The organism is Streptomyces sp. NPDC051578, from assembly GCF_044454045.1.
Taxonomy (GTDB): Bacteria; Actinomycetota; Actinomycetes; order Streptomycetales; family Streptomycetaceae; genus Streptomyces.
In genome coordinates, this window is record NZ_JBITDH010000005.1 from 89,719 (window position 1) to 109,150 (window position 19,432).

The 19,432-nt window shown below is 72.4% G+C and carries 19 protein-coding genes; 16 read left to right on the plus strand and 3 right to left on the minus strand.

What is annotated here, in order from left to right; all coding sequences use genetic code 11:
* Position 1: 1 nt before the first annotated feature.
* On the plus strand, positions 2–793 hold the full coding sequence (locus tag ACIA6C_RS22055; protein WP_399278692.1) for an SDR family NAD(P)-dependent oxidoreductase: 792 nt from the start codon (positions 2–4) through the stop codon (positions 791–793).
* On the opposite strand, the gene ACIA6C_RS22060 is transcribed toward ACIA6C_RS22055, so the two are convergent.
* Positions 790–2,427 (minus strand): ABC-F family ATP-binding cassette domain-containing protein, encoded by a 1,638-nt coding sequence (locus ACIA6C_RS22060; RefSeq protein ID WP_399278154.1) that lies wholly within the window; start codon positions 2,425–2,427, stop codon positions 790–792. The genes ACIA6C_RS22055 and ACIA6C_RS22060 overlap by 4 nt on opposite strands.
* Before the next feature lie 103 nt (positions 2,428–2,530).
* On the opposite strand from ACIA6C_RS22060, the gene ACIA6C_RS22065 reads away from it, so the two are divergent.
* Both ACIA6C_RS22065 and ACIA6C_RS22070 read left to right on the plus strand, forming a co-directional pair.
* Positions 2,531–3,487 carry a GlxA family transcriptional regulator gene (locus ACIA6C_RS22065; protein ID WP_399278156.1) on the plus strand — a complete coding sequence of 319 codons (957 nt, stop codon included), beginning with the start codon at positions 2,531–2,533 and terminating at the stop codon, positions 3,485–3,487.
* Between the two features lie 206 nt (positions 3,488–3,693).
* Complete coding sequence (locus tag ACIA6C_RS22070; protein ID WP_399278158.1) at positions 3,694–4,332, plus strand: DJ-1/PfpI family protein; 639 nt, start codon at positions 3,694–3,696, stop codon at positions 4,330–4,332.
* Here ACIA6C_RS22070 and ACIA6C_RS22075 read toward each other — a convergent pair.
* Positions 4,307–5,056, minus strand: a complete 750-nt coding sequence (locus tag ACIA6C_RS22075; protein ID WP_399278161.1) for an enoyl-CoA hydratase/isomerase family protein — start codon at positions 5,054–5,056, stop codon at positions 4,307–4,309. The two genes, ACIA6C_RS22070 and ACIA6C_RS22075, sit on opposite strands and share 26 nt — an antisense overlap.
* 77 nt (positions 5,057–5,133) lie before the next feature.
* Here ACIA6C_RS22075 and ACIA6C_RS22080 point away from each other — a divergent pair, with 77 nt between their 5' ends.
* On the plus strand, positions 5,134–5,850 hold the full coding sequence (locus ACIA6C_RS22080; RefSeq protein WP_399278163.1) for an HdeD family acid-resistance protein: 717 nt from the start codon (positions 5,134–5,136) through the stop codon (positions 5,848–5,850).
* A 130-nt stretch (positions 5,851–5,980) separates the two neighbouring features.
* Positions 5,981–6,484, plus strand: a complete 504-nt coding sequence (locus tag ACIA6C_RS22085) for an ATP-binding protein (protein ID WP_366081712.1) — start codon at positions 5,981–5,983, stop codon at positions 6,482–6,484.
* 10 nt (positions 6,485–6,494) lie between these two features.
* Here ACIA6C_RS22085 and idi read toward each other — a convergent pair whose 3' ends face one another.
* Positions 6,495–7,094: an isopentenyl-diphosphate Delta-isomerase gene (gene idi / locus ACIA6C_RS22090; RefSeq protein ID WP_366081706.1), complete on the minus strand. Its 600-nt coding sequence runs from the start codon at positions 7,092–7,094 to the stop codon at positions 6,495–6,497.
* Between the two features lie 378 nt (positions 7,095–7,472).
* On the opposite strand from idi, the gene ACIA6C_RS22095 reads away from it, so the two are divergent.
* The 11 genes from ACIA6C_RS22095 (at position 7,473) to ACIA6C_RS22145 (ending at position 19,362) form a co-directional block, all read left to right on the plus strand.
* Positions 7,473–9,254: a DUF5941 domain-containing protein gene (locus ACIA6C_RS22095; RefSeq protein WP_399278694.1), complete on the plus strand. Its 1,782-nt coding sequence runs from the start codon at positions 7,473–7,475 to the stop codon at positions 9,252–9,254.
* On the plus strand, positions 9,251–10,003 hold the full coding sequence (locus tag ACIA6C_RS22100; protein WP_361132715.1) for a phosphocholine cytidylyltransferase family protein: 753 nt from the start codon (positions 9,251–9,253) through the stop codon (positions 10,001–10,003). Before ACIA6C_RS22095 ends, ACIA6C_RS22100 begins: the two co-directional genes overlap by 4 nt.
* On the plus strand, positions 9,991–11,052 hold the full coding sequence (locus ACIA6C_RS22105) for an iron-containing alcohol dehydrogenase family protein (protein ID WP_361132712.1): 1,062 nt from the start codon (positions 9,991–9,993) through the stop codon (positions 11,050–11,052). Before ACIA6C_RS22100 ends, ACIA6C_RS22105 begins: the two co-directional genes overlap by 13 nt.
* A complete protein-coding gene (locus ACIA6C_RS22110; RefSeq protein ID WP_366081704.1) occupies positions 11,030–11,809 on the plus strand; it encodes a CDP-alcohol phosphatidyltransferase family protein in 780 nt (259 codons plus the stop codon). Before ACIA6C_RS22105 ends, ACIA6C_RS22110 begins: the two co-directional genes overlap by 23 nt.
* A gap of 8 nt (positions 11,810–11,817) precedes the next feature.
* Positions 11,818–12,699, plus strand: a complete 882-nt coding sequence (locus tag ACIA6C_RS22115) for a glycosyltransferase family 2 protein (RefSeq protein WP_399278696.1) — start codon at positions 11,818–11,820, stop codon at positions 12,697–12,699.
* Between the two features lie 98 nt (positions 12,700–12,797).
* Complete coding sequence (locus tag ACIA6C_RS22120; protein WP_361132703.1) at positions 12,798–13,727, plus strand: ABC transporter permease; 930 nt, start codon at positions 12,798–12,800, stop codon at positions 13,725–13,727.
* Positions 13,720–14,502 carry an ABC transporter ATP-binding protein gene (locus ACIA6C_RS22125; RefSeq protein WP_399278167.1) on the plus strand — a complete coding sequence of 261 codons (783 nt, stop codon included), beginning with the start codon at positions 13,720–13,722 and terminating at the stop codon, positions 14,500–14,502. The genes ACIA6C_RS22120 and ACIA6C_RS22125 overlap by 8 nt, the downstream gene beginning before the upstream one ends.
* Before the next feature lie 340 nt (positions 14,503–14,842).
* Positions 14,843–15,790: a squalene synthase HpnC gene (gene hpnC, locus ACIA6C_RS22130; RefSeq protein WP_399278169.1), complete on the plus strand. Its 948-nt coding sequence runs from the start codon at positions 14,843–14,845 to the stop codon at positions 15,788–15,790.
* A complete protein-coding gene (gene hpnD, locus ACIA6C_RS22135; RefSeq protein ID WP_399278171.1) occupies positions 15,787–16,764 on the plus strand; it encodes a presqualene diphosphate synthase HpnD in 978 nt (325 codons plus the stop codon). Before hpnC ends, hpnD begins: the two co-directional genes overlap by 4 nt.
* 61 nt (positions 16,765–16,825) lie before the next feature.
* A complete protein-coding gene (hpnE, locus tag ACIA6C_RS22140) occupies positions 16,826–18,199 on the plus strand; it encodes a hydroxysqualene dehydroxylase HpnE (RefSeq protein WP_399278173.1) in 1,374 nt (457 codons plus the stop codon).
* Positions 18,200–18,267: 68 nt separating this feature from the next.
* Positions 18,268–19,362: a polyprenyl synthetase family protein gene (locus tag ACIA6C_RS22145; RefSeq protein WP_399278175.1), complete on the plus strand. Its 1,095-nt coding sequence runs from the start codon at positions 18,268–18,270 to the stop codon at positions 19,360–19,362.
* The last annotated feature ends 70 nt before the right edge of the window (positions 19,363–19,432 follow it).

The window sequence follows — 19,432 nt, forward strand, 5'->3', positions numbered from 1 at the left end:
CGTGACCACCGCCCTGATCACCGGCGCCAGTTCCGGCCTCGGCGCGGCCTTCGCGCGGGGCCTCGCCGCCAAGGGCTGCGACCTCGTCCTCGTCGCCCGGGACGAGGGCCGGCTCACCGCCGTCGCCGAGGAGCTCGGCCGGGCGTTCGGGACGTCCTGCGAGGTGCTGCCCGCGGACCTGCTCGACCCGGCCGGGTGCGAGAAGGTGGCCGGGCGGCTCGCCGACCGGACCCGGCCCGTGGACGTCCTCGTCAACAACGCGGGCTTCGGGCTGCCCGCGCCCTTCCCGTACAGCCCCGTCGAAGACGAGGAGCGGATGCTCGACCTGCTGGTCAAGGTCCCGCTGCGGCTGACCCACGCGGTGCTCCCCGGCCTGCGCGAACGCCGCCGCGGCGCGGTGCTCAACGTGGCGTCCGTCGCGGGACTGCTGCCGACCGGGACCTACGGGGCCGCCAAGGCCTGGCTCACCGCGTTCAGCGAATCCCTGCGGATCGACATGGAGCCGTACGGGGTGCGCGTGCTGGCGGTGGTACCGGGCTTCACCCGCACCGAGTTCCAGGAGCGCGCCGGGATGGACGTCAGCGCCTTGCGCGACGCGGTGTGGCTGGAGCCCGCAGCGGTGGTGGACAAGGCCCTGGGCGACCTGGCGCGGCGTCGCCCCGTCAGCATCACCAGCCGCCGCTACCAGGCGTACGCCCTCGCCGCCCGGCACCTCCCGCGGGACTTCGTGGCCCGCCGGATGGCCCGCGCCCGGCGGGCCCCCGACACCCTTCAGCGCCCGGACAGCCCCTAGAGCTCGACGACCTTGCCGCCCGCAACCTCCAGGCGGCGGGTCACGTGCACCGCGTCGAGCATCCGGCGGTCGTGGGTGACCAGCAGCAAAGTGCCCTCGTACGCCTCCAGCGCGGACTCCAGCTGCTCGATCGCCGGCAGGTCGAGGTGGTTGGTGGGCTCGTCCAGCACCAGCAGGTTGACGCCGCGGCCCTGGAGCAGCGCCAGGGCCGCACGGGTGCGCTCACCGGGCGAGAGGGTGGCCGCCGGGCGCAGCACGTGGGCCGCCTTGAGGCCGAACTTGGCGAGCAGCGTACGGACTTCGGCGGGTTCGGTGTCAGGGACGGCGGCGCAGAACGCCTCCAGCAGCGGCTCGTCGCCGAGGAACAGCCCCCGCGCCTGGTCCACTTCACCGACCAGCACCCCCGAACCGAGGGTGGCCGCGCCGGAATCGGGGGCGAGACGGCCGAGCAGCACGGCCAACAGGGTCGACTTGCCGGCCCCGTTGGCGCCGGTGATCGCCACCCGGTCCGCCCAGTCGATCTGCAGGCTGGCCGGACCGAAGTGGAAATCGCCCCGGCTGACGGCCGCTTCGCGCAGCGTGGCGACCACCGCACCCGAACGGGGAGCCGCCGCGATCTCCATGCGCAGCTCCCACTCCTTGCGGGGCTCGTCCACCACGTCCAGACGCTCGATCGCGCGCTGCGTCTGGCGGGCCTTCGCGGCCTGCTTCTCGCTCGCCTCGCTGCGGAACTTCTTGCCGATCTTGTCGTTGTCGGTGGCCTTGCGGCGCGCGTTCTTGACGCCCTTGTCCATCCAGCCGCGCTGCATCGCCGCCCGGCCTTCGAGCGCCGAGCGCTTGTCCGCGTACTCGTCGTACTCCTCGCGGGCGTGCGTACGGGCCCGCTCGCGCTCCTCCAGATAGGCCTCGTAGCCACCGCCGTAGAGGTTGATCTGCTGCTGCGCCAGATCGAGTTCCAGGACCTTGGTGACCGTGCGCGCAAGGAACTCGCGGTCGTGGCTGATGACGACCGTGCCCGCGCGCAGCCCCTTCACGAACTGCTCCAGCCGCTCCAGACCGTCGAGGTCGAGATCGTTGGTCGGCTCGTCCAGCAGGAACACGTCGTACCGGGACAGGAGGAGGGAAGCGAGACCGGCGCGGGCCGCCTGGCCGCCGGACAGGGCCGTCATCGGCAGGTCGAGGCCCACGGACAGGCCGAGGTCGTCGGCCACCTCCTGGGCCCGCTCGTCGAGGTCCGCGCCGCCGAGGTTCAGCCAGCGGTCGAGGGCCTCCCCGTAGGCGTCGTCGGCGCCGGGGGTGCCGTCGACCAGGCCCTGCGTGGCCGCGTCCAGCGCGGCCTGCGCGGCCGCTACGCCGGTACGACGGGCGAGGAACTCGCTGACCGACTCGCCGGGGCGGCGCTCGGGCTCCTGCGGCAGGTGACCGACGGCCGCGCCGGGCGGGGAGAGGCGGAGCTCACCGGTCTCGGGGGCGTCCAGCCCGGCGAGGAGCCGCAGCAGGGTGGACTTCCCGGCGCCGTTGACGCCGACGAGGCCGATGACGTCGCCGGGCGCGACGACGAGGTCGAGGTCGGCGAAGAGCGTGCGCTCACCGTGCGCGGCGGTGAGGTTCTTGGCGACGAGGGTTGCAGTCATGGTCCGTCGATCCTATCCGCGCGGGCGGCAGCGCCCGAGCCGTGGCCGGATAGGTGGGATCCACGACATTGCGGCCCTCACACCGGGGTCACAGGATGGAGGCATGTCATCGCGAAACGTGCTCGTCCTGCTCTATGACGGGGTGCAGAGCCTGGACGTGACCGGCCCGGTGGAGGTGTTCAGCGGGGTCGGCCGGTTCCCGGACCACGCCGGGTACCGGATCAGGACGGTTTCTCCCGGAGCCGCTTCCGTACGCACCACCAGCGGACTGACCCTGGTCCCGGACGGGGACCTGGAGAGCGCCCGGCCCGGGGCGGGGACCACCCTGCTGGTCCCCGGGGGCCGCTACACGGGCGACTTCGACCCGAGGCTCACCGACTGGCTCCGCGCGCACGGGGGTGGCGCGGAGCGGGTGGTGTCCGTGTGCACGGGGGGACTGCTGCTGGCGGAAGCGGGGCTGCTGGACGGCCACCGGGCCACGACGCACTGGAACTCCTGCGAGCGGATGGCGCGGGACTACCCCGCCGTCACGGTCGATCCCGATCCGATCTACGTGCGCGACGGCCGGGTGGCCACATCGGCCGGGGTGACGGCCGGCATCGACCTCGCGCTGGCGCTGGTGGAGGAGGACGTCGGCCGGGACGTGGCGCTGCTGATCGCGCGGCACCTGGTGGTGTTCCTGCGCAGACCCGGGAACCAGGCGCAGTTCAGCGCGCAGCTGGCGGCGCAGACGGCGCAGCGGGAACCGCTGCGGGACGTGCAGCAGTGGATCACCGAGCACCCGGGCGAGGAACTCGGCGTGGAGGCGCTCGCGGCGCGGGCCGCGCTGTCGCCGCGCCATTTCGCGCGGGCGTTCCAGGCGGAGACCGGGGTGACCCCGGGGCGGTACGTGGAGCGGGTGCGGGTCGAGCATGCGCGACGGCTGCTGGAGGAGGGCCGTGAGGGCGTGGCCCAGATCGCCCGCGCGTCCGGCTACCGCACGCCGGAGGCCCTCCGGCGCGCCTTCCTGCGCACGCTCGGCCAACCCCCGTCCGAATACCGCCGCCGCTTCGGGCCGTGACGCCCGGTCTTCGCCGCGGGCCCGGGTCTGCCCGGGCCGCCTCCCGGATCCGCCCGCCTCTGCCGGGTCCGCCCGGGCCGCACAGCCCCCGGGGGACCGCCCGGGCGGCCTCCCCCTGCCCGACCGCCGACCGCCGACCGCCGACCGGCGATCACCGATCGCCGGCAGCCGCCGGCACCGCACACCACTACCGCTCCGGAGGAGCCATGCAGATCGCCGTACTGCTCTACGACCGCTTCACCGCGCTCGACGCCGTCGGGCCCTTCGACACCCTGGGGCGCCTGCCCGGCGCCGACGTCGTCTTCGTCGCCGAGCGGCCGGGACCCGTGCGGGGGGACTCCGGGCAGCTCGCCCTCGTCGCCGACAAGGGTCTCGACGAGGTCACCCGGCCCGACATCGTCATCGTGCCCGGCGGCCCGCACCCAGAGCGGGAGATGGAGAACCCCGCGGTCCTCGACTGGCTGCGGACCGTCGACGCCACCACGACCTGGACCACCTCCGTCTGCACCGGCTCCCTCCTGCTGGCCGCCGCCGGCCTGCTCGACGGGCGCCGGGCCACGGGCCACTGGCTGTTCCTCGACCGGCTTTCCGAGTTCGGCGCCGAGCCCACCGGCGAGCGCGTGGTCTTCGACGGCAAGTACGTGACCGCCGCCGGGGTGTCGGCCGGCATCGACATGGGCCTCACCCTCCTCGGCCGCGTCGCGGGCGACGACGTCGCCAAAACGGTGCAGCTGATGACCGAGTACGACCCCCAGCCGCCCTACGACGCGGGGTCCCCCGCCAAGGCCCCGGCCGAGCTCGTCGCGCGGCTGCGCGCGGTCAACCCGCTGGGGGAGACCAGGTGAAGACGGGAGCCCTGCGCTCCAGGAACGCGGCGACGCCCTCCGCGGCGTCGCCGCTTCCGGCCGCCTGGGCGGCCCAGTGCGCGTCCCGGTCCGTCCGGCCGTCGGCGAACTCCTTCGCCGCGGCCTGCGTCAGCCGCGAACGGGCCGTCAGCGTCCGCGCGAAATCGGCGACCCGCTTGTCGAGTTCCCCGGCCGGCAGCAGCTCGTTGAGGAACCCGGCGCGCAGGGCGTGCTCCGCGTCGATCAACTCGGCCGAGTAGAGCAGGTACTTGGCGGTCGACGGGCCGACCAGTGCGGCCAACCGCCGCGTCGACGAAGCCGGGTAGACGATCCCCAGCTTCGCCGGGGTCACCCCGAACCGCGCCCCCGTCTCCGCGAAGCGCAGATCGCACGCGGCCGCCAGCTGGCTCCCGCCGCCCACGCAGAAACCCCGGATCGCGGCGATCGTCGGCTTGGGGAACGCGGCGAGGGCCTCCTCCGCGGTCACCGACAGCGCCTGCGGGTCGTCGTCACCCCCCAGCGAGGTGATGTCGGCTCCCGCGCAGAAGGTCGGCCCGGCTCCCGTCAGCACGACCACCCGTGCGGACGCGTCGTCCGCCAGGGCGGACAGCAGTCCGGGCAGCGCCCGCCACATGCCGGCCGTCATGGCGTTTCGCTTCGCCGGGTGCGAGATGACGACGGTGGCGACCCCGTCGGCCACCGTGTGAAGGAGGGCTGCGTCCATGGGCCGGATGCTATCCGGGCCGCCCGAACCTATGATCGGTGGTGTCCGTGCGGGGGGCGCTGAAAGGTGGCAGCTTCATGAGCGCAGGCCGGAGCGACCAGCAGGACAGGACCGGCCGGTTCGGCCGGAGCACCTCCCACCGCGGCCGGTCCGAGCCCCAGCGCGAGAAGAAGCAGCTGAGCCGCAGCTTCGGCGTGCTCGCCCTGCTCGGCCTGCTGCTGGTGGCGGCGGGCCTCGTGGGCCTGATCTACACGGGCGTGGCCACCCTCACCTCCATGTTCCTCTTCGGCTGGCTCCTGCTGGCCGGCGGCGTGATCGGCCTCGCCCAGGCGGTGCAGGCACGCAAGAGCAACTACTTCTGGCTCGCCGTCGTCGTCGCGGCCGTCAACCTGGCCGCCGGTTTCGTGATCCTGCGGCGCCCCGAGGCGGGCGCGGAGGCCCTGACGATGTTCGCCGCGCTGCTCTTCCTCACCGGCGGCGTGTTCCGGCTGGCCGGTTCCCTCGTGGTGCGCGGGTCGAACTTCGGGCTGACCCTCGTCCAAGGCGCGTTCGGCATCCTGCTGGGCCTGCTGATCCTGTCCGACTGGCCGGGCAACAGCCTGTACGTGATCGGCACCTTCTTCTCGCTCGCCCTGCTCTTCGACGGGCTGAGCCTGCTGGCCCTCGGCCTGGCGGCCCGCCGCATCCTGGGGCAGGTGAAGGAGGACCGGGTCGCCGGACCCGGCGAGGCGGACGGGGTGCGCGGGACAGCCGAGCAGAGCGGGCCCCTGGGTCAGGAACGGTCGCACAACTGACGCTGTCATACGCCATCGGTCAGAAAGTGCACGATTGACGCTGACTTCTGGTCAGCGATGCGGGCCGGACCTGGCCGTTGTCCACCCTTGAACCGTGGAGACGATCGAGCGCGAAGACGGGGGCGTGAAGATGGACGACAGCGGGAGTGTCCCGCCGGCCAGGGGTGGTGAGCCGGACGGCCCGGCGGACCCTCTCGCGTACGAGGGAGTGTGGAGGTTCACCGCGCCGGCGGTTGAAGAATCCGTTCCGCAGGCCCGCCGCGCGGTCCGGGACCTCCTCGGCCGGCAGGGGGTGCCCGCCCACCAGGACCTGGTCTACTCCCTGCTGCTGATCGTCTCCGAACTGGTGACGAACTCGGTCCGGCATGCCGCCCTGCTCTCCCCGGAGGTCGCCGTCGAGGTGGCGGTGGGCCGCGAATGGGTACGGGTGGCCGTCGAGGACAACCACCCGTACCGCCCCAAGGCACTGGAGGCCGACTTCGGCCAGACCGGCGGCCGGGGCCTGCTGCTCGTCCGGGAGATCACCCTGGAGGCCGGCGGGGTGTGCGACGTGGAGCACACCGCCACCGGCGGCAAGGTGATCTGGGCGGCCCTGCCGCTCACCGCTCCCGTGGCCGCGCCGGTCCGTCCCTAGGGCGTGACGGCTACCAGCCCGCCGCCTCACCGGTCAGCTCGCGGATCGCGGGCCGGGCCGCGTCCAGGACGGTCGTGAACCAGGCGGAGAACGGCGCCTCCGCGTGCCGCTTCGCCAGCTCCTCGGCGGTGACGAAAGCGGTGTCCCCGACCTCTTCCGGGTCCGGCCGCACCGCGGCCTGCGCCAATCCCACGAACAGGTGGTTGTACTCCTGCTCCACCAGCCCCGACGCCGGGTCCGGGTGGTTGTACCGCACCGTCCCCGCCTCCGCGAGCAGCGACGGCGACAGCCCCAGCTCCTCGTGGGTCCGCCGGGCGGCGGCCGCGAACGGCGACTCGCCGGGGTAAGGGTGGCCGCAACAGGTGTTCGACCAGACGCCGGGGGAGTGGTACTTCCCGAGGGCGCGCTGCTGGAGCAGCAGGCGGCCCCGCTCGTCGAAGAGGAACACGGAGAACGCCCGGTGCAGCCGACCGGGCGCCTGATGCGCGGAGAGCTTCTCCGCCGTGCCGATGGTGTTGCCGGACTCGTCGACCAGTTCGAGCATGATCGGTTCCCGGGTCCCGGTGCCGGCGGACGCGCTGTTCCCGGCGGTGGCTGGTGTGATCGGCATACCCATCCTTCGCTTCGGACTTCGGCTTTCAAGTCTGCCGTACAAAAGCGGCTTGTCCCCACTTCGCCGATCCGCGCATGTCTGCCCCCCGACGCGTGGTACGCGGTGCGGGAGCGGTCGGCTGCGCGGGGCACATGAGGACTACCCGGGCCCCCGGCGGCCGAACTACGGACCGGGCGGCGGAACACACGGGCGGTTTGTAGTCCCTCGGCGTGATCGTCAATGATGGCGGGGCCGGGTCCGCCGCCCGGGACATTCGGCTTGTGCGGGCGTAAACGGCTGGTGAACCCCGGCTTCCGTTCATCCGATAGCCTCTGCCGTCGTGCCGCCGCCCCGTTGCGGCGAGCGTCCAGTGTTCGCTGCAAGGAGTGGGTTCGTCTGCCGACCGTCATCCTCACCGGCCTGCCGGTACCCGGATCACCGCTCGCCGACGAGCTGCGGTCGCTCGGCTTCGAGGTCCGCCCGGCCGGGGGACCCGAAGACACCGCGGCCGCCCTGGCCGACGTACCGGCCGACGAGCGGGTCGCCGTCGTCGACAGCGGCTTCGTCGGCCACCGGCACGCCCTGCGCCTCGCCCTCACCGACCCGCGCTTCGACGCCTGCGCCGTGACCGGCGCCTTCGCCGTCCAGCCGGGCGCCCGCGCCGCCCTCGACGCGGCCGCGGCCCTGGCACCCGATGGCCCAGGCCCCTACGCGGACCGTCTGGCGGCCGCCGTCGAGGCCGCCGGCACCCCCGTCCAGCGCCCCGACCTCGGCACCCTCGTCGCCGCCGTCCCCGTCACCACGGCCGAGCGCGAAGCGGCCGCGGCGGCCGTCGCCGCCGTGGACGACGAAGCCGTACGCCTGCGTACCGCCGTCAAGTCCCGCGACGGGTTCTTCACCACCTTCTTCATCAGCCCGTACTCGCGCTACATCGCCCGCTGGTGCGCGCGCCGCGGGCTGACCCCGAACCAGGTCACCACCGCTTCCCTGATCACCGCCCTCATAGCGGCGGCCTGCGCCGCCACGGGTGAGCGCGGCGGCTACGTCGCCGCCGGGGTGCTGCTCCTCGTCTCCTTCGTCCTGGACTGCACCGACGGGCAGCTCGCCCGCTACTCGCTCCAGTACTCGACGATGGGCGCCTGGCTCGACGCGACCTTCGACCGCGCGAAGGAGTACTCCTTCTACGCGGGCCTCGCGCTCGGCGCGGCCCGGCACGACGACGACGTATGGGCGCTCGCGCTCGGCGCGATGATCCTCATGACCTGCCGGCACGTCGTGGACTTCGCCTTCAACGAGGCCAACCACGACGCCGCGGCCAACACGAGCCCGACGGCCGCCCTCTCCGACCGCCTCGACAGCGTCGGCTGGACGGTGTGGGTCCGGCGGATGATCATCCTCCCCATCGGTGAGCGCTGGGCGATGATCGCCGTACTGACCGCCGCGACCAACCCCCGGATCGTCTTCTACGCGCTCCTCGCCGGCTGCGCCTTCGGCGCGCTCTACACCACCGCCGGCCGGGTCCTGCGCTCGCTGACCCGCAAGGCCGAGAGGACCGACCGCGCCGCCCGGGCGCTGGCCGACCTCGCCGACTCGGGCCCGCTCGCCGAACTCGTGGCCCGGTCCGTCGGCCGGATGGCGCCGGGCGCCGGCCTCGCCGCCGCCGTCGTCGGTACGGCCGCCCTGCTGTGGGCGGCGTGGTCCCAGCCGTTCGGCGCCCGGCAGACCGTCGCCGCCGCGGTCTTCTACGTGCTCTGCGCCGCAGTGGCCGTCGCGCGCCCCCTCAAGGGCGCCCTCGACTGGCTCGTCCCGCCCGTCTTCCGGGCCGCCGAGTACACGACCGTACTGGCCCTCGCCGCCAAGGCGGACGTCCCCGGAGCGCTCCCGGCGGCATTCGGACTGGTCGCGGCGGTCGCCTACCATCACTACGACACGGTGTACCGCATCCGCGGTGGCACCGGCGCGCCCCCGCACTGGCTGGTGCGGACGACCGGCGGTCACGAAGGCCGGGTGCTCGTCACCGCCGTCCTGGCCGCCGTACTGGCGACCCGCGCCGCGGACTTCCCCGTCGCGCTCACGGCCCTGGCCGTGGCCGTGGCACTCGTGGTGCTCGTGGAGAGCATCCGCTTCTGGGTTTCCTCCGGGGCACCCGCCGTACATGACGAAGGAGAACCAGCATGATCGGCCTTGTACTCGCTGCCGGTGCCGGACGCCGCCTGCGTCCCTACACCGACACCCTGCCCAAGGCCCTCGTGCCCGTCGGCCCCGAAGGCGACGAGGAGAGCCTCACCGTCCTCGACCTGACCCTGGGCAACTTCGCCGAGGTCGGGCTGACCGAGGTCGCCATCGTCGTCGGCTACCGCAAGGAAGCCGTGTACGAGCGCCGCGAAGCGCTCGAAGCCAAGTACGGCGTCAAGATCACGCTGATCGACAACGACAAGGCCGAGGAGTGGAACAACGCCTACTCCCTGTGGTGCGCGCGTGACGTCCTGAGGCAGGGCGTGATCCTCGCCAACGGCGACACCGTCCACCCCGTCTCCGTCGAGCGGACCCTGCTGGACGCCCGCGGCAACGGCCAGAAGATCATCCTCGCCCTGGACACGGTCAAGAACCTGGCCGACGAGGAGATGAAGGTCATCACCGCCGACGGCGAGGGCGTCCGGAAGATCACCAAGCTGATGGACCCGGCCACCGCCACCGGCGAGTACATCGGTGTCACCCTCATCGAGCCCGAAGCCGCCGAGGCCCTGGCCGAAGCCCTCAAGACCACCTTCGAGCGCGACCCCGACCTCTACTACGAGGACGGCTACCAGCAGCTCGTCGACGACGGTTTCACCATCGACGTGGCCCCCATCGGCGACGTCAAGTGGGTCGAGATCGACAACCACGACGACCTCGCCAAGGGCCGGACCATCGCATGCCAGTACTGACGCGGCTGATCCCCTCGCCCGTTGTCGTCGACATCAGCCGCGGGGCGATGGACGACCTGGCCGGCCTCCTGGCCGACCAGCGCATCTCCGCGTCCGGCAAGCTCGCCATCGCGATCAGCGGCGGCTCCGGCGTGGCGCTGCGCGCCAGGCTGGAGCCCGTCCTGCCGCACGCAGACTGGTACGCGGTCGCGGACGGCACCATCGATTCCGCGGTCAAGCTCGCCGACGACATAAAGGGCCGCCGCTACGACGCCGTGGTCGGCCTGGGCGGCGGCAAGATCATCGACGTGGCGAAGTACGCCGCGGCGCGGGTCGGGCTGCCCATGGTGGCCGTCGCCACCAACCTTTCCCACGACGGGATCTGCTCCCCCGTCTCCATCCTGGACAACGACAACGGCCGCGGCTCCTACGGAGTGCCCACCCCGATCGCGATGGTCATCGACCTCGACGTGATCAAGGAGGCGCCCGTACGGTTCATCCGCGCCGGCATCGGCGACGCGCTCTCCAACATCTCGTCCATCGCCGACTGGGAGCTCTCGCACAAGATCACCGGTGAGCCCGTGGACGGCCTGGCGGCCGCCATGGCGCGCACCGCCGGCGAGGCCGTCCTGCGCCACCCCGGGGAGTGCACCGACGACGAGTTCCTCACCGTTCTCTCCGAGGCCCTGGTCCTCACCGGCATCGCCATGTCGATCAGCGGTGACAGCCGCCCGGCGTCCGGCGCCTGCCACGAGATCAGCCACGCCTTCGACCTCCTCTACCCGGGCCGCTCCGCGCTCCACGGCGAGCAGGTCGGCATCGGCGCCGCCTTCGCGATGCACCTGCGGGGGGCGGTGGAGCAGTCCGCGCTCTTCGTCGAGGTACTGCGCCGCCACGGCCTGCCGACCGCCCCCGAGGAGATCGGCTTCAGCGCGGACGAGTTCGTCGCCGCCGTCGAGTACGCCCCCCAGACCCGTCCGGGACGCTTCACCATCCTGGAGCACCTCAACCTGTCCGCAGCCGAGATCAGGGACGCTTACGCCGACTATGCCAAGACCATCCGTAGCTGAACTCCGGCCCGTCGTGCACCCGGCGGGCGTCAAGGACCGGCGCAGCGGCGAGCACTGGGGCGGCCGCCTGTACATGCGCGAGATCTCCCTGCGCATCACCCGCGTCCTGGTGGGCACCAAGGTCACGCCCAACCAGCTGACCTACGTGATGACGCTCGCCGGTGTCCTCGCCGCCCCGGCCCTGCTGGTGCCGGGCGTCTGGGGCGCCGTACTCGGCGTCGTCGCCGTCCAGATGTACCTGCTCCTCGACTGCGTCGACGGGGAGGTGGCCCGCTGGAAGAAGCAATTCTCGCTCTCCGGGGTCTACCTGGACCGCGTCGGCGCCTACCTCTGCGACGCGGCGGTCCTGGTCGGCTTCGGCCTGCGCGCCAGCGACCTGTGGGGCAGCGGCCGGATCGACTGGCTGTGGGCCTTCCTCGGCACCCTCGCGGCGCTCGGCGCGATCCTGATCAAGGCCGAGACCGACCTGGTCGGCGTCGCCCGCCACCAGACGGGCAAGGCGCCCGTCGCGGAAGCCGCCGCCGAGCCGCGCTCCTCCGGCATGGCGCTCGCCCGCCGGGCCGCGTCCGCGCTCAAGTTCCACCGGCTCGTCCTCGGCATCGAGGCCTCGCTGCTGATCCTGCTGCTGGCCGTGCTGGACCAGGTCCGCGGCGACCTGTACTTCTCCCGGCTCGGCGTCGCGGTCCTGGCCGGCATCGCGCTGCTCCAGACGGTGCTGCACCTGGTGTCGATCCTGGCCTCCAGCAGGCTCAAGTGACGACGCCGATGCGGCTGGGCGCCGTGATCATCACCATGGGCAACCGCCCCGACGAGCTCAAGGCCCTCCTCGACTCGGTGGCCCGCCAGGAAGGCGACCCCGTCGAGGTCGTCGTCGTGGGCCAGGGCGTCGAGGTCACCGGCCTGCCGGAAGGCGTCCGCACCGTGGCGCTGCCGGAGAACCTCGGCATCCCCGGCGGCCGCAACGTCGGCATCGAGGCCTTCCGCACCGCCGGACGTGACGGCTTCGACGTGGACGCGCTGCTTTTCCTTGACGACGACGGACTGCTGGAGCGGACCGACACCGCCGAGCTGTGCCGGCAGGCCTTCGCCGAGGACCCCCGGCTCGGGATCATCAGCTTCCGGATCGCCGACCCCGACACGGGAGAGACGCAGCGCCGCCACGTACCGCGGCTGCGCGCCTCCGACCCGCTGCGTTCGTCCCGCGTGACGACCTTCCTGGGCGGCGCCAACGCCGTGCGCACCGAGGTCTTCGAGCAGGCCGGCGTCCTGCCGGGGCAGTTCTTCTACGCCCACGAGGAGACCGACCTGGCCTGGCGGGCGCTCGACGCCGGGTGGCTGATCGACTACCGCGCGGACATGGTGCTGCTGCACCCGACGACGGCCCCCTCCCGGCACGCGGTCTACCACCGTATGGTGGCCCGTAACCGCGTGTGGCTCGCCCGCCGCAACCTGCCCGCGCCCCTGGTGCCGGTCTACCTGGGCGTCTGGATGGCCCTGACCCTCGTCCGCAGGCCCTCCGCCCCGGCGCTCAAAGCCTGGTTCGGCGGGTTCAAGGAGGGCTGGACCGTACCTTGCGGTCCTCGTCGCCCCATGAAGTGGCGTACGGTCTGGCGGTTGACCCGGCTGGGCCGACCACCTGTCATCTGACAAGCTCGGGTCTGGGAGCATGGGCCCGATCACCGGGCCCGCGCCCCAGGGTCCGATGCCCCCTTCTGCCGCATCTTGAAGACGGAAAGTTTCAACTTGTGAGTGACACAACCCACGACGGCGCCCTCGCCACGAGCAAGCCGCCGTCCGAAGACGCGGGGCTCACCCCCGCCGAGCTCGCCAGGAAGTACGGCCTGTCCGTCAGCGGCGCCCGGCCCAGCCTGGGCGGGTACGTGCGCGAGCTCTGGGGGCGGCGCCACTTCATCATGGCTTTCTCCCGGGCGAAGCTCGTCGCGCAGTACAGCGAGGCGAAGCTCGGCCAGATCTGGCAGGTGGCGACCCCGCTGCTGAACGCCCTGGTCTACTACCTGATCTTCGGCCTGATCCTGAACGCGGGACGCGGCATGCCGAAGGGGGCGTACATCCCCTTCCTGGTGATCGGCATCTTCGTCTTCTCCTTCACCCAGAGCTCGCTGATGGCGGGCGTCAGGGCGATCCCGGGCAACCTCGGCCTGGTCCGCGCGCTGCACTTCCCGCGCGCCTCGCTGCCGATCTCGTTCTCGCTCCAGCAGCTCGGACAGCTGCTGTACTCGATGATCGTGGTGCTCGTCATCGTCGTGGCCTTCGGGAACTACCCGCGGCTGTCCTGGCTGCTGGTGATCCCGACGCTGGCGCTGCAGTTCGTCTTCAACACCGGCCTGGCGCTGATCTTCGGGCGGATGGGGTCCAAGACCCCCGACCTCGCGCAGCTCATGCCGTTCATCACCCGCACGTGGATGTACGCCTCGGGTGTCATGTTCTCGATCGGCGAGATGCTCAAGGGCAGGCCGCACTGGATCGCGGACGTGCTCCAGTGGAACCCCGCGGCGATCTACATGGACCTGATCCGCTTCTCGCTGATCGACAGCTACGGACCGCACCACCTGCCGCCGCACGTCTGGGCCTTCGCGGTGGGCTGGGCCGTCGTCATCGGCGCCGGCGGTTTCGTGTACTTCTGGAAGGCTGAGGAGCGTTACGGCCGTGGCTGAGAACAACAGGGGCGCCGTCCCCACCGTCATCGCCGACGACGTCCACATCGTCTACCGCGTCAACACCGGCAGCGCCGGCAAGGGCAGCGCCACCGCGGCGCTGAGCAAGATCATGCGCCGGGGCAAGGGCGACAGCCCGGGCGTGCGCCGGGTGCACGCCGTACGCGGCGTCTCCTTCACCGCCTACCGCGGCGAGGCCATCGGCCTTATCGGCTCCAACGGTTCGGGCAAGTCGACGCTGCTGCGGGCCATCGCGGGTCTGCTGCCCTGCGAGTCCGGCCGGGTCTACACCGACGGCCAGCCGTCGCTGCTGGGTGTCAACGCGGCGCTGATGAACGACCTGACCGGCGAGCGCAACGTGGTCCTCGGCGGTCTCGCGATGGGCATGACGCGCGAGCAGATCCAGGAGCGCTACGCGGACATCGTCGACTTCTCGGGCATCAACGAGAAGGGCGACTTCATCTCCCTGCCGATGCGCACCTACTCCTCCGGCATGGCCGCACGTCTGCGTTTCTCCATCGCGGCCGCCAAGGACCACGACGTCCTGATGATCGACGAGGCGCTGGCGACCGGTGACCGCAAGTTCCAGGTCCGTTCCGAGGCCCGCATCCGAGAGCTGCGCGAGAAGGCCGGCACGGTCTTCCTGGTGAGTCACAACAACAAGTCCATCCGCGATACCTGTGACCGGGTGCTGTGGCTGGAGAAGGGCGAACTCCTGATGGACGGGCCCACCGAGGAAGTCGTCTCGGCGTACGAGAAGGCGACCAGCCACTGACCGCGCACTCCGTGTGACGACCGCAGGCCCCTGCCGCTCCGTGCGGTGGGGGCCTCGGTGTGAGCCGCATATTCCGAGTGCCCGACATTCCCTCCCGGACGAATACCCGATAGGCCTTCGCGGCGTTGTACAGCGTAAGCTGGACCAGTTCTTCAATCGTGCCGAGAGGGGACGATTCCCCGCAGTCGAAAAAGCCGGGGCACCCCGGGTAAAGTCCGGCGGCGTGTCCGAAATAGGCTGACTTGGGTCGGCAGTGTAGAACGGGAGATGTGACGGCAATGGCGATGGGAATTCTCCGGCCCCCAGGCAGGGGCGCCGTCCCCGCCCCGGGCGGCGGGCGGTGACCCCGGGGCACGGCACCCGACCCCGGCGGCACACGGCCCCCACAGCCTCCGACGCCCACGCGCGCGCCACCCTCGGCAAGGCGCGGACGGAGAACTTCCCCGTCGCCCCCTCCATCCTCCCGCGCGCCTGGCGGGCGGGCCTCATGGCGGTCTACGGGTACGCCCGCCTGGTCGACGACATCGGCGACGGCGACCTCGCCCCCGGCGGACACGACGCCGTGCTCCTGGGCCTGGACGCGGCCGCCGCCGACGACCGGCTCGCCATGCTGGACGCCTTCGAGGCAGACCTGGGACGCGTCTTCGGCGCCGCCGGCGGCTCCCCGCGCCACCCGCTCCTCCAGGCCCTGCAGCCCGTCGTCCGGGCCCACGGCCTCACCCCCGAGCCCTTCCTCGGGCTCATCGAGGCCAACCGCCAGGACCAGCTGGTCTCGCGCTACGACACGTACGAGGACCTCGTCGCCTACTGCGAGCTGTCCGCCAACCCCGTCGGCCGCCTCGTCCTCTCCCTCACCGGTACCAGCACCCCCCAGCGGATCCGCCACTCCGACGCGGTCTGCACCGCCCTGCAGATCGCCGAGCACCTCCAGGACGTCACCGAAGACCTCGGCCGCGACCGGATCTACCTCCCCGGCCAGGACATGCGCCGCTTCCACGTCACCGAGACCGACCTGGAAGCGCCCACCGCCGGAGCGTCGCTGCGCTCCCTGATCGCATTCGAATCCGAACGCGCCCGAGCACTGCTCGACGAGGGCACCCCGCTCGTGGGCAGCGTGCACGGCAGGCTCCGGCTGCTGCTCGCGGGTTTCGTGGGAGGGGGGCGCGCCGCCCTGAACGCGATCGCGGCCGCCGGCTTCGACGTAGCCCCCGGCCCGCCCAAGCCCACCAGGAGCGGCCTGCTCCGCGAGGTGGCCGCCGTCCTGCGCCCAGCGCCGAGAAAGGGGTGAGCCCGAACGTGGAGGGCCCCACACACGCGTCCGCACCGTCCGAGCCGGCCGTGCCGTCCGCACAGGTCTGCGCGGCCTACAGCTACTGCGAGGCCGTCACCGGAACCCAGGCGCGCAACTTCGCGTACGGCATCCGCCTGCTGCCCACGGACAAGCGGCAGGCGATGTCCGCGCTATACGCCTTCTCCCGCCGCGTCGACGACATCGGCGACGGCACGCTGCCCGCCGACGCCAAGCTCGTGCGGCTGGAAGAGACCCGCGCCCTGCTCGGCCGGATCCGCGCCGAGGAGATCGAGGAGGACGACACCGACCCGGTCGCCGTCGCCCTCGCCCACGCCGCGCGCCGCTTCCCGATCCCCCTCGGCGGACTCGACGAACTCATCGACGGAGTCCTGATGGACGTCCGCGGCGAGACCTACGAGACCTGGGACGACCTGAAGGTCTACTGCCGCTGCGTGGCCGGCGCCATCGGACGGCTCTCCCTCGGCGTCTTCGGCACCGCCCCCGGAGCGGCCGACGCGGCCCGCGCCCCCGAGTACGCCGACACCCTGGGCCTCGCGCTCCAACTCACCAACATCCTGCGGGACGTTCGCGAGGACGCGGGCAACGGCCGCACCTACCTGCCCGCCGAGGACCTCGCCAAGTTCGGCTGCTCCGACGGCTTCCGCACCGACCGGGCCCCCGCCGGCGCCGACTTCGCGGGGCTCGTCCACCACGAAGTCCGCCGGGCCCGCGCGCTGTTCGTCGAGGGCTACCGGCTGCTGCCCATGCTCGACCGGCGCAGCGGCGCCTGCGTGGCCGCCATGGCCGGCATCTACCGGCGCCTGCTGGACCGCATCGAACGCGAACCCGAGGCCGTCCTGCGCGGACGCGTCTCCCTTCCGACCCACGAGAAGGCGTACGTCGCCGTCCGCGGCCTCTCCGGCCTCGACGCGCGGACCATCTCCCGCCAGAGCACCAGGAGGCGGAGCTGATGATCGCCGGAGCAACCTCGTGCGGCACCCCGGCGTCCTTCGGGACGACAAGGGAGGACGCATGACCGCGAACCACGCGGTGGTCGTCGGCGGCGGCCTCGCCGGAGTCACCGCCGCCCTCGAACTGGCCGGCGCCGGGCTGCGGGTGACCCTCCTGGAGAGCCGCCCCCGGCTCGGCGGCCTCGCCTTCTCCTTCAAGCGCGGCGACCTCACCGTCGACAACGGCCAGCACGTCTACCTCCGCTGCTGCACCGCCTACCGCTGGTTCCTCGACCGCGTCGGCGGCGCCGCCCTGGCACCACTGCAGGAGCGGCTCGACGTCCCCGTGCTCGACGTCGCCCACCCCGGCGGCCCGCGCCTGGGCCGGCTGCGCCGCAGCGCCCTGCCCGTACCCCTGCACCTGGCGTCCTCGCTGGCCCGCTACCCGCACCTGTCCCTCGCCGAGCGGGCGGGAGTGGGGCGCGCCGCGCTCGCCCTGCGCCGCCTCGACCCCACCGACCCGGCGCTCGACGGACTGGACTTCGCGACCTGGCTCGGCCGCTACGGCCAGTCCCCCCGCGCCATCGAGGCGCTGTGGGACCTCGTCGGCATCGCCACCCTCAACGCCACCGCCGACCAGTCCTCCCTGGGACTGGCCGCCATGGTCTTCAAGACCGGCCTGCTCTCCGAGAACGGCGCCGCCGACATCGGCTGGGCCACGGTCCCGCTCGGCGACCTGCACCACACGCTCGCCCGCAAGGAACTCGACGCCGCCGGCGTACGCACCGAACTGCGCGCCCGCGTCACCGGCATCTCCCGCTCGCAGGACGGGAACTGGCGGGTGGACACCGAGACCGAGACGCTGGACGCCGACACCGTCGTCCTCGCCGTCCCGCAGCGCGAGGCCCACGGGCTGCTCCCGGCCGGGGCACTGGCCGACCCCGACAAGCTCCTCGACATCGGCACCGCGCCCATCCTCAACGTCCACGTCGTCTACGACCGCAAGGTGCTCCGGCGCCCCTTCTTCGCCGCGCTGGGCTCCCCGGTCCAGTGGGTCTTCGACCGCACCGACGCCTCCGGACTCACCGACGGCGGCCAGTACCTGGCCCTGTCCCAGTCCGCCGCCCAGGACGACATCGACGAGCCGGTCTCCGTCCTGCGGACCAAGTACCTGCCCGAACTGGAACGGCTGCTGCCCGCCGCGCGGGGGGCGAAGGTACGGGACTTCTTCGTCACCCGCGAACGCACCGCCACCTTCGCCCCCACCCCGGGCGTCGGCCGGCTCCGCCCCGGATTCCGGACCGACACGCCGGGGCTGTATCTCGCCGGTGCGTGGACCGCCACCGGTTGGCCCGCGACCATGGAGAGCGCCGTCCGCAGCGGAGTGGGCGCGGCACACGCCGCACTCGCCGCGCTCGGCCGCCACCGCGAAAACCCCCTGCAAGAGGCGGCATGACCACCACCAGCACCAGCGGCACGCCCGCAGCACGCACAGCAGTACGTACAGGAACCAGAGGAGAGCCAGTGAACCCGGGGAATCCGGCTGTCGAGAACACCGGCGGCAGTGTGGGCACGGCCGGCGGGGAGGCAGCGGACACGCTCGCCCTCCTGGAACGCGGCCGCACGCTGTCCACCCCCGTGCTCCGCGCCGCCGTCGACCGGCTCGCGCCGCCCATGGACACCGTCGCCGCCTACCACTTCGGCTGGATCGACGCCCAGGGCAACCCCGCGGACGGCGACCAGGGCAAGGCCGTGCGCCCCGCCCTCGCACTGCTCTCCGCCGAAGCCGCGGGCGTCGCCGCCGAGGTCGGCATCCCCGGCGCCGTGGCCGTCGAACTCGTCCACAACTTCTCGCTGCTGCACGACGACCTGATGGACGGCGACGAACAGCGCCGCCACCGTGACACGGTGTGGAAGGTGCACGGCCCCGCGCAGGCCATCCTCGTCGGCGACGCGCTGTTCGCCCTCGCCAACGAGGTCCTGCTGGAGCTGGGTACCGTCGAGGCGGGCCGGGCGGCCCGCCGGCTGACCACCGCCTCCCGCAAGCTCATCGACGGCCAGGCGCAGGACATCTCCTACGAGCACCGCGAGCGCGTCAGCGTCGAGGAGTGCCTGGAGATGGAGGGCAACAAGACCGGCGCCCTGCTCGCCTGCGCGGTCTCCATCGGCGCCGTCCTCGGCGGCGCGGACGACCGCACCGCCGACAAGCTGGAGGAGTACGGGTACCACCTCGGCCTCGCCTTCCAGGCCGTCGACGACCTGCTCGGCATCTGGGGCGACCCGGAGGCCACCGGCAAGCAGACCTGGAGCGACCTGCGCCAGCGCAAGAAGTCCCTGCCGGTCGTCGCCGCCCTCGCCGCGGGCGGTCCCGCCTGCGAGGAGCTGGGCCGGCTGCTGGCAGCCGATGCCAAGAGCAACGACTTCGAGAACTTCTCTGAGGAGGAGTTCGCCGCCCGGGCCGCCCTCATCGAGGAGGCCGGCGGACGCCAGTGGACCGCCGACGAGGCCCGCCGCCAGCACGCCGTGGCGATCCGCGCCCTCGACGACGTCGACATGCCGCGGAAGGTGCGCGACCAGCTCGTCGCCCTCGCCGACTTCGTCGTCGTGCGCAAGAGGTGATTATCGTCCGGGCGCGGATATGAATCATGAGTCGCCGGCCGGCGCCGCCCACCTGCTTGGCACTGCCTAG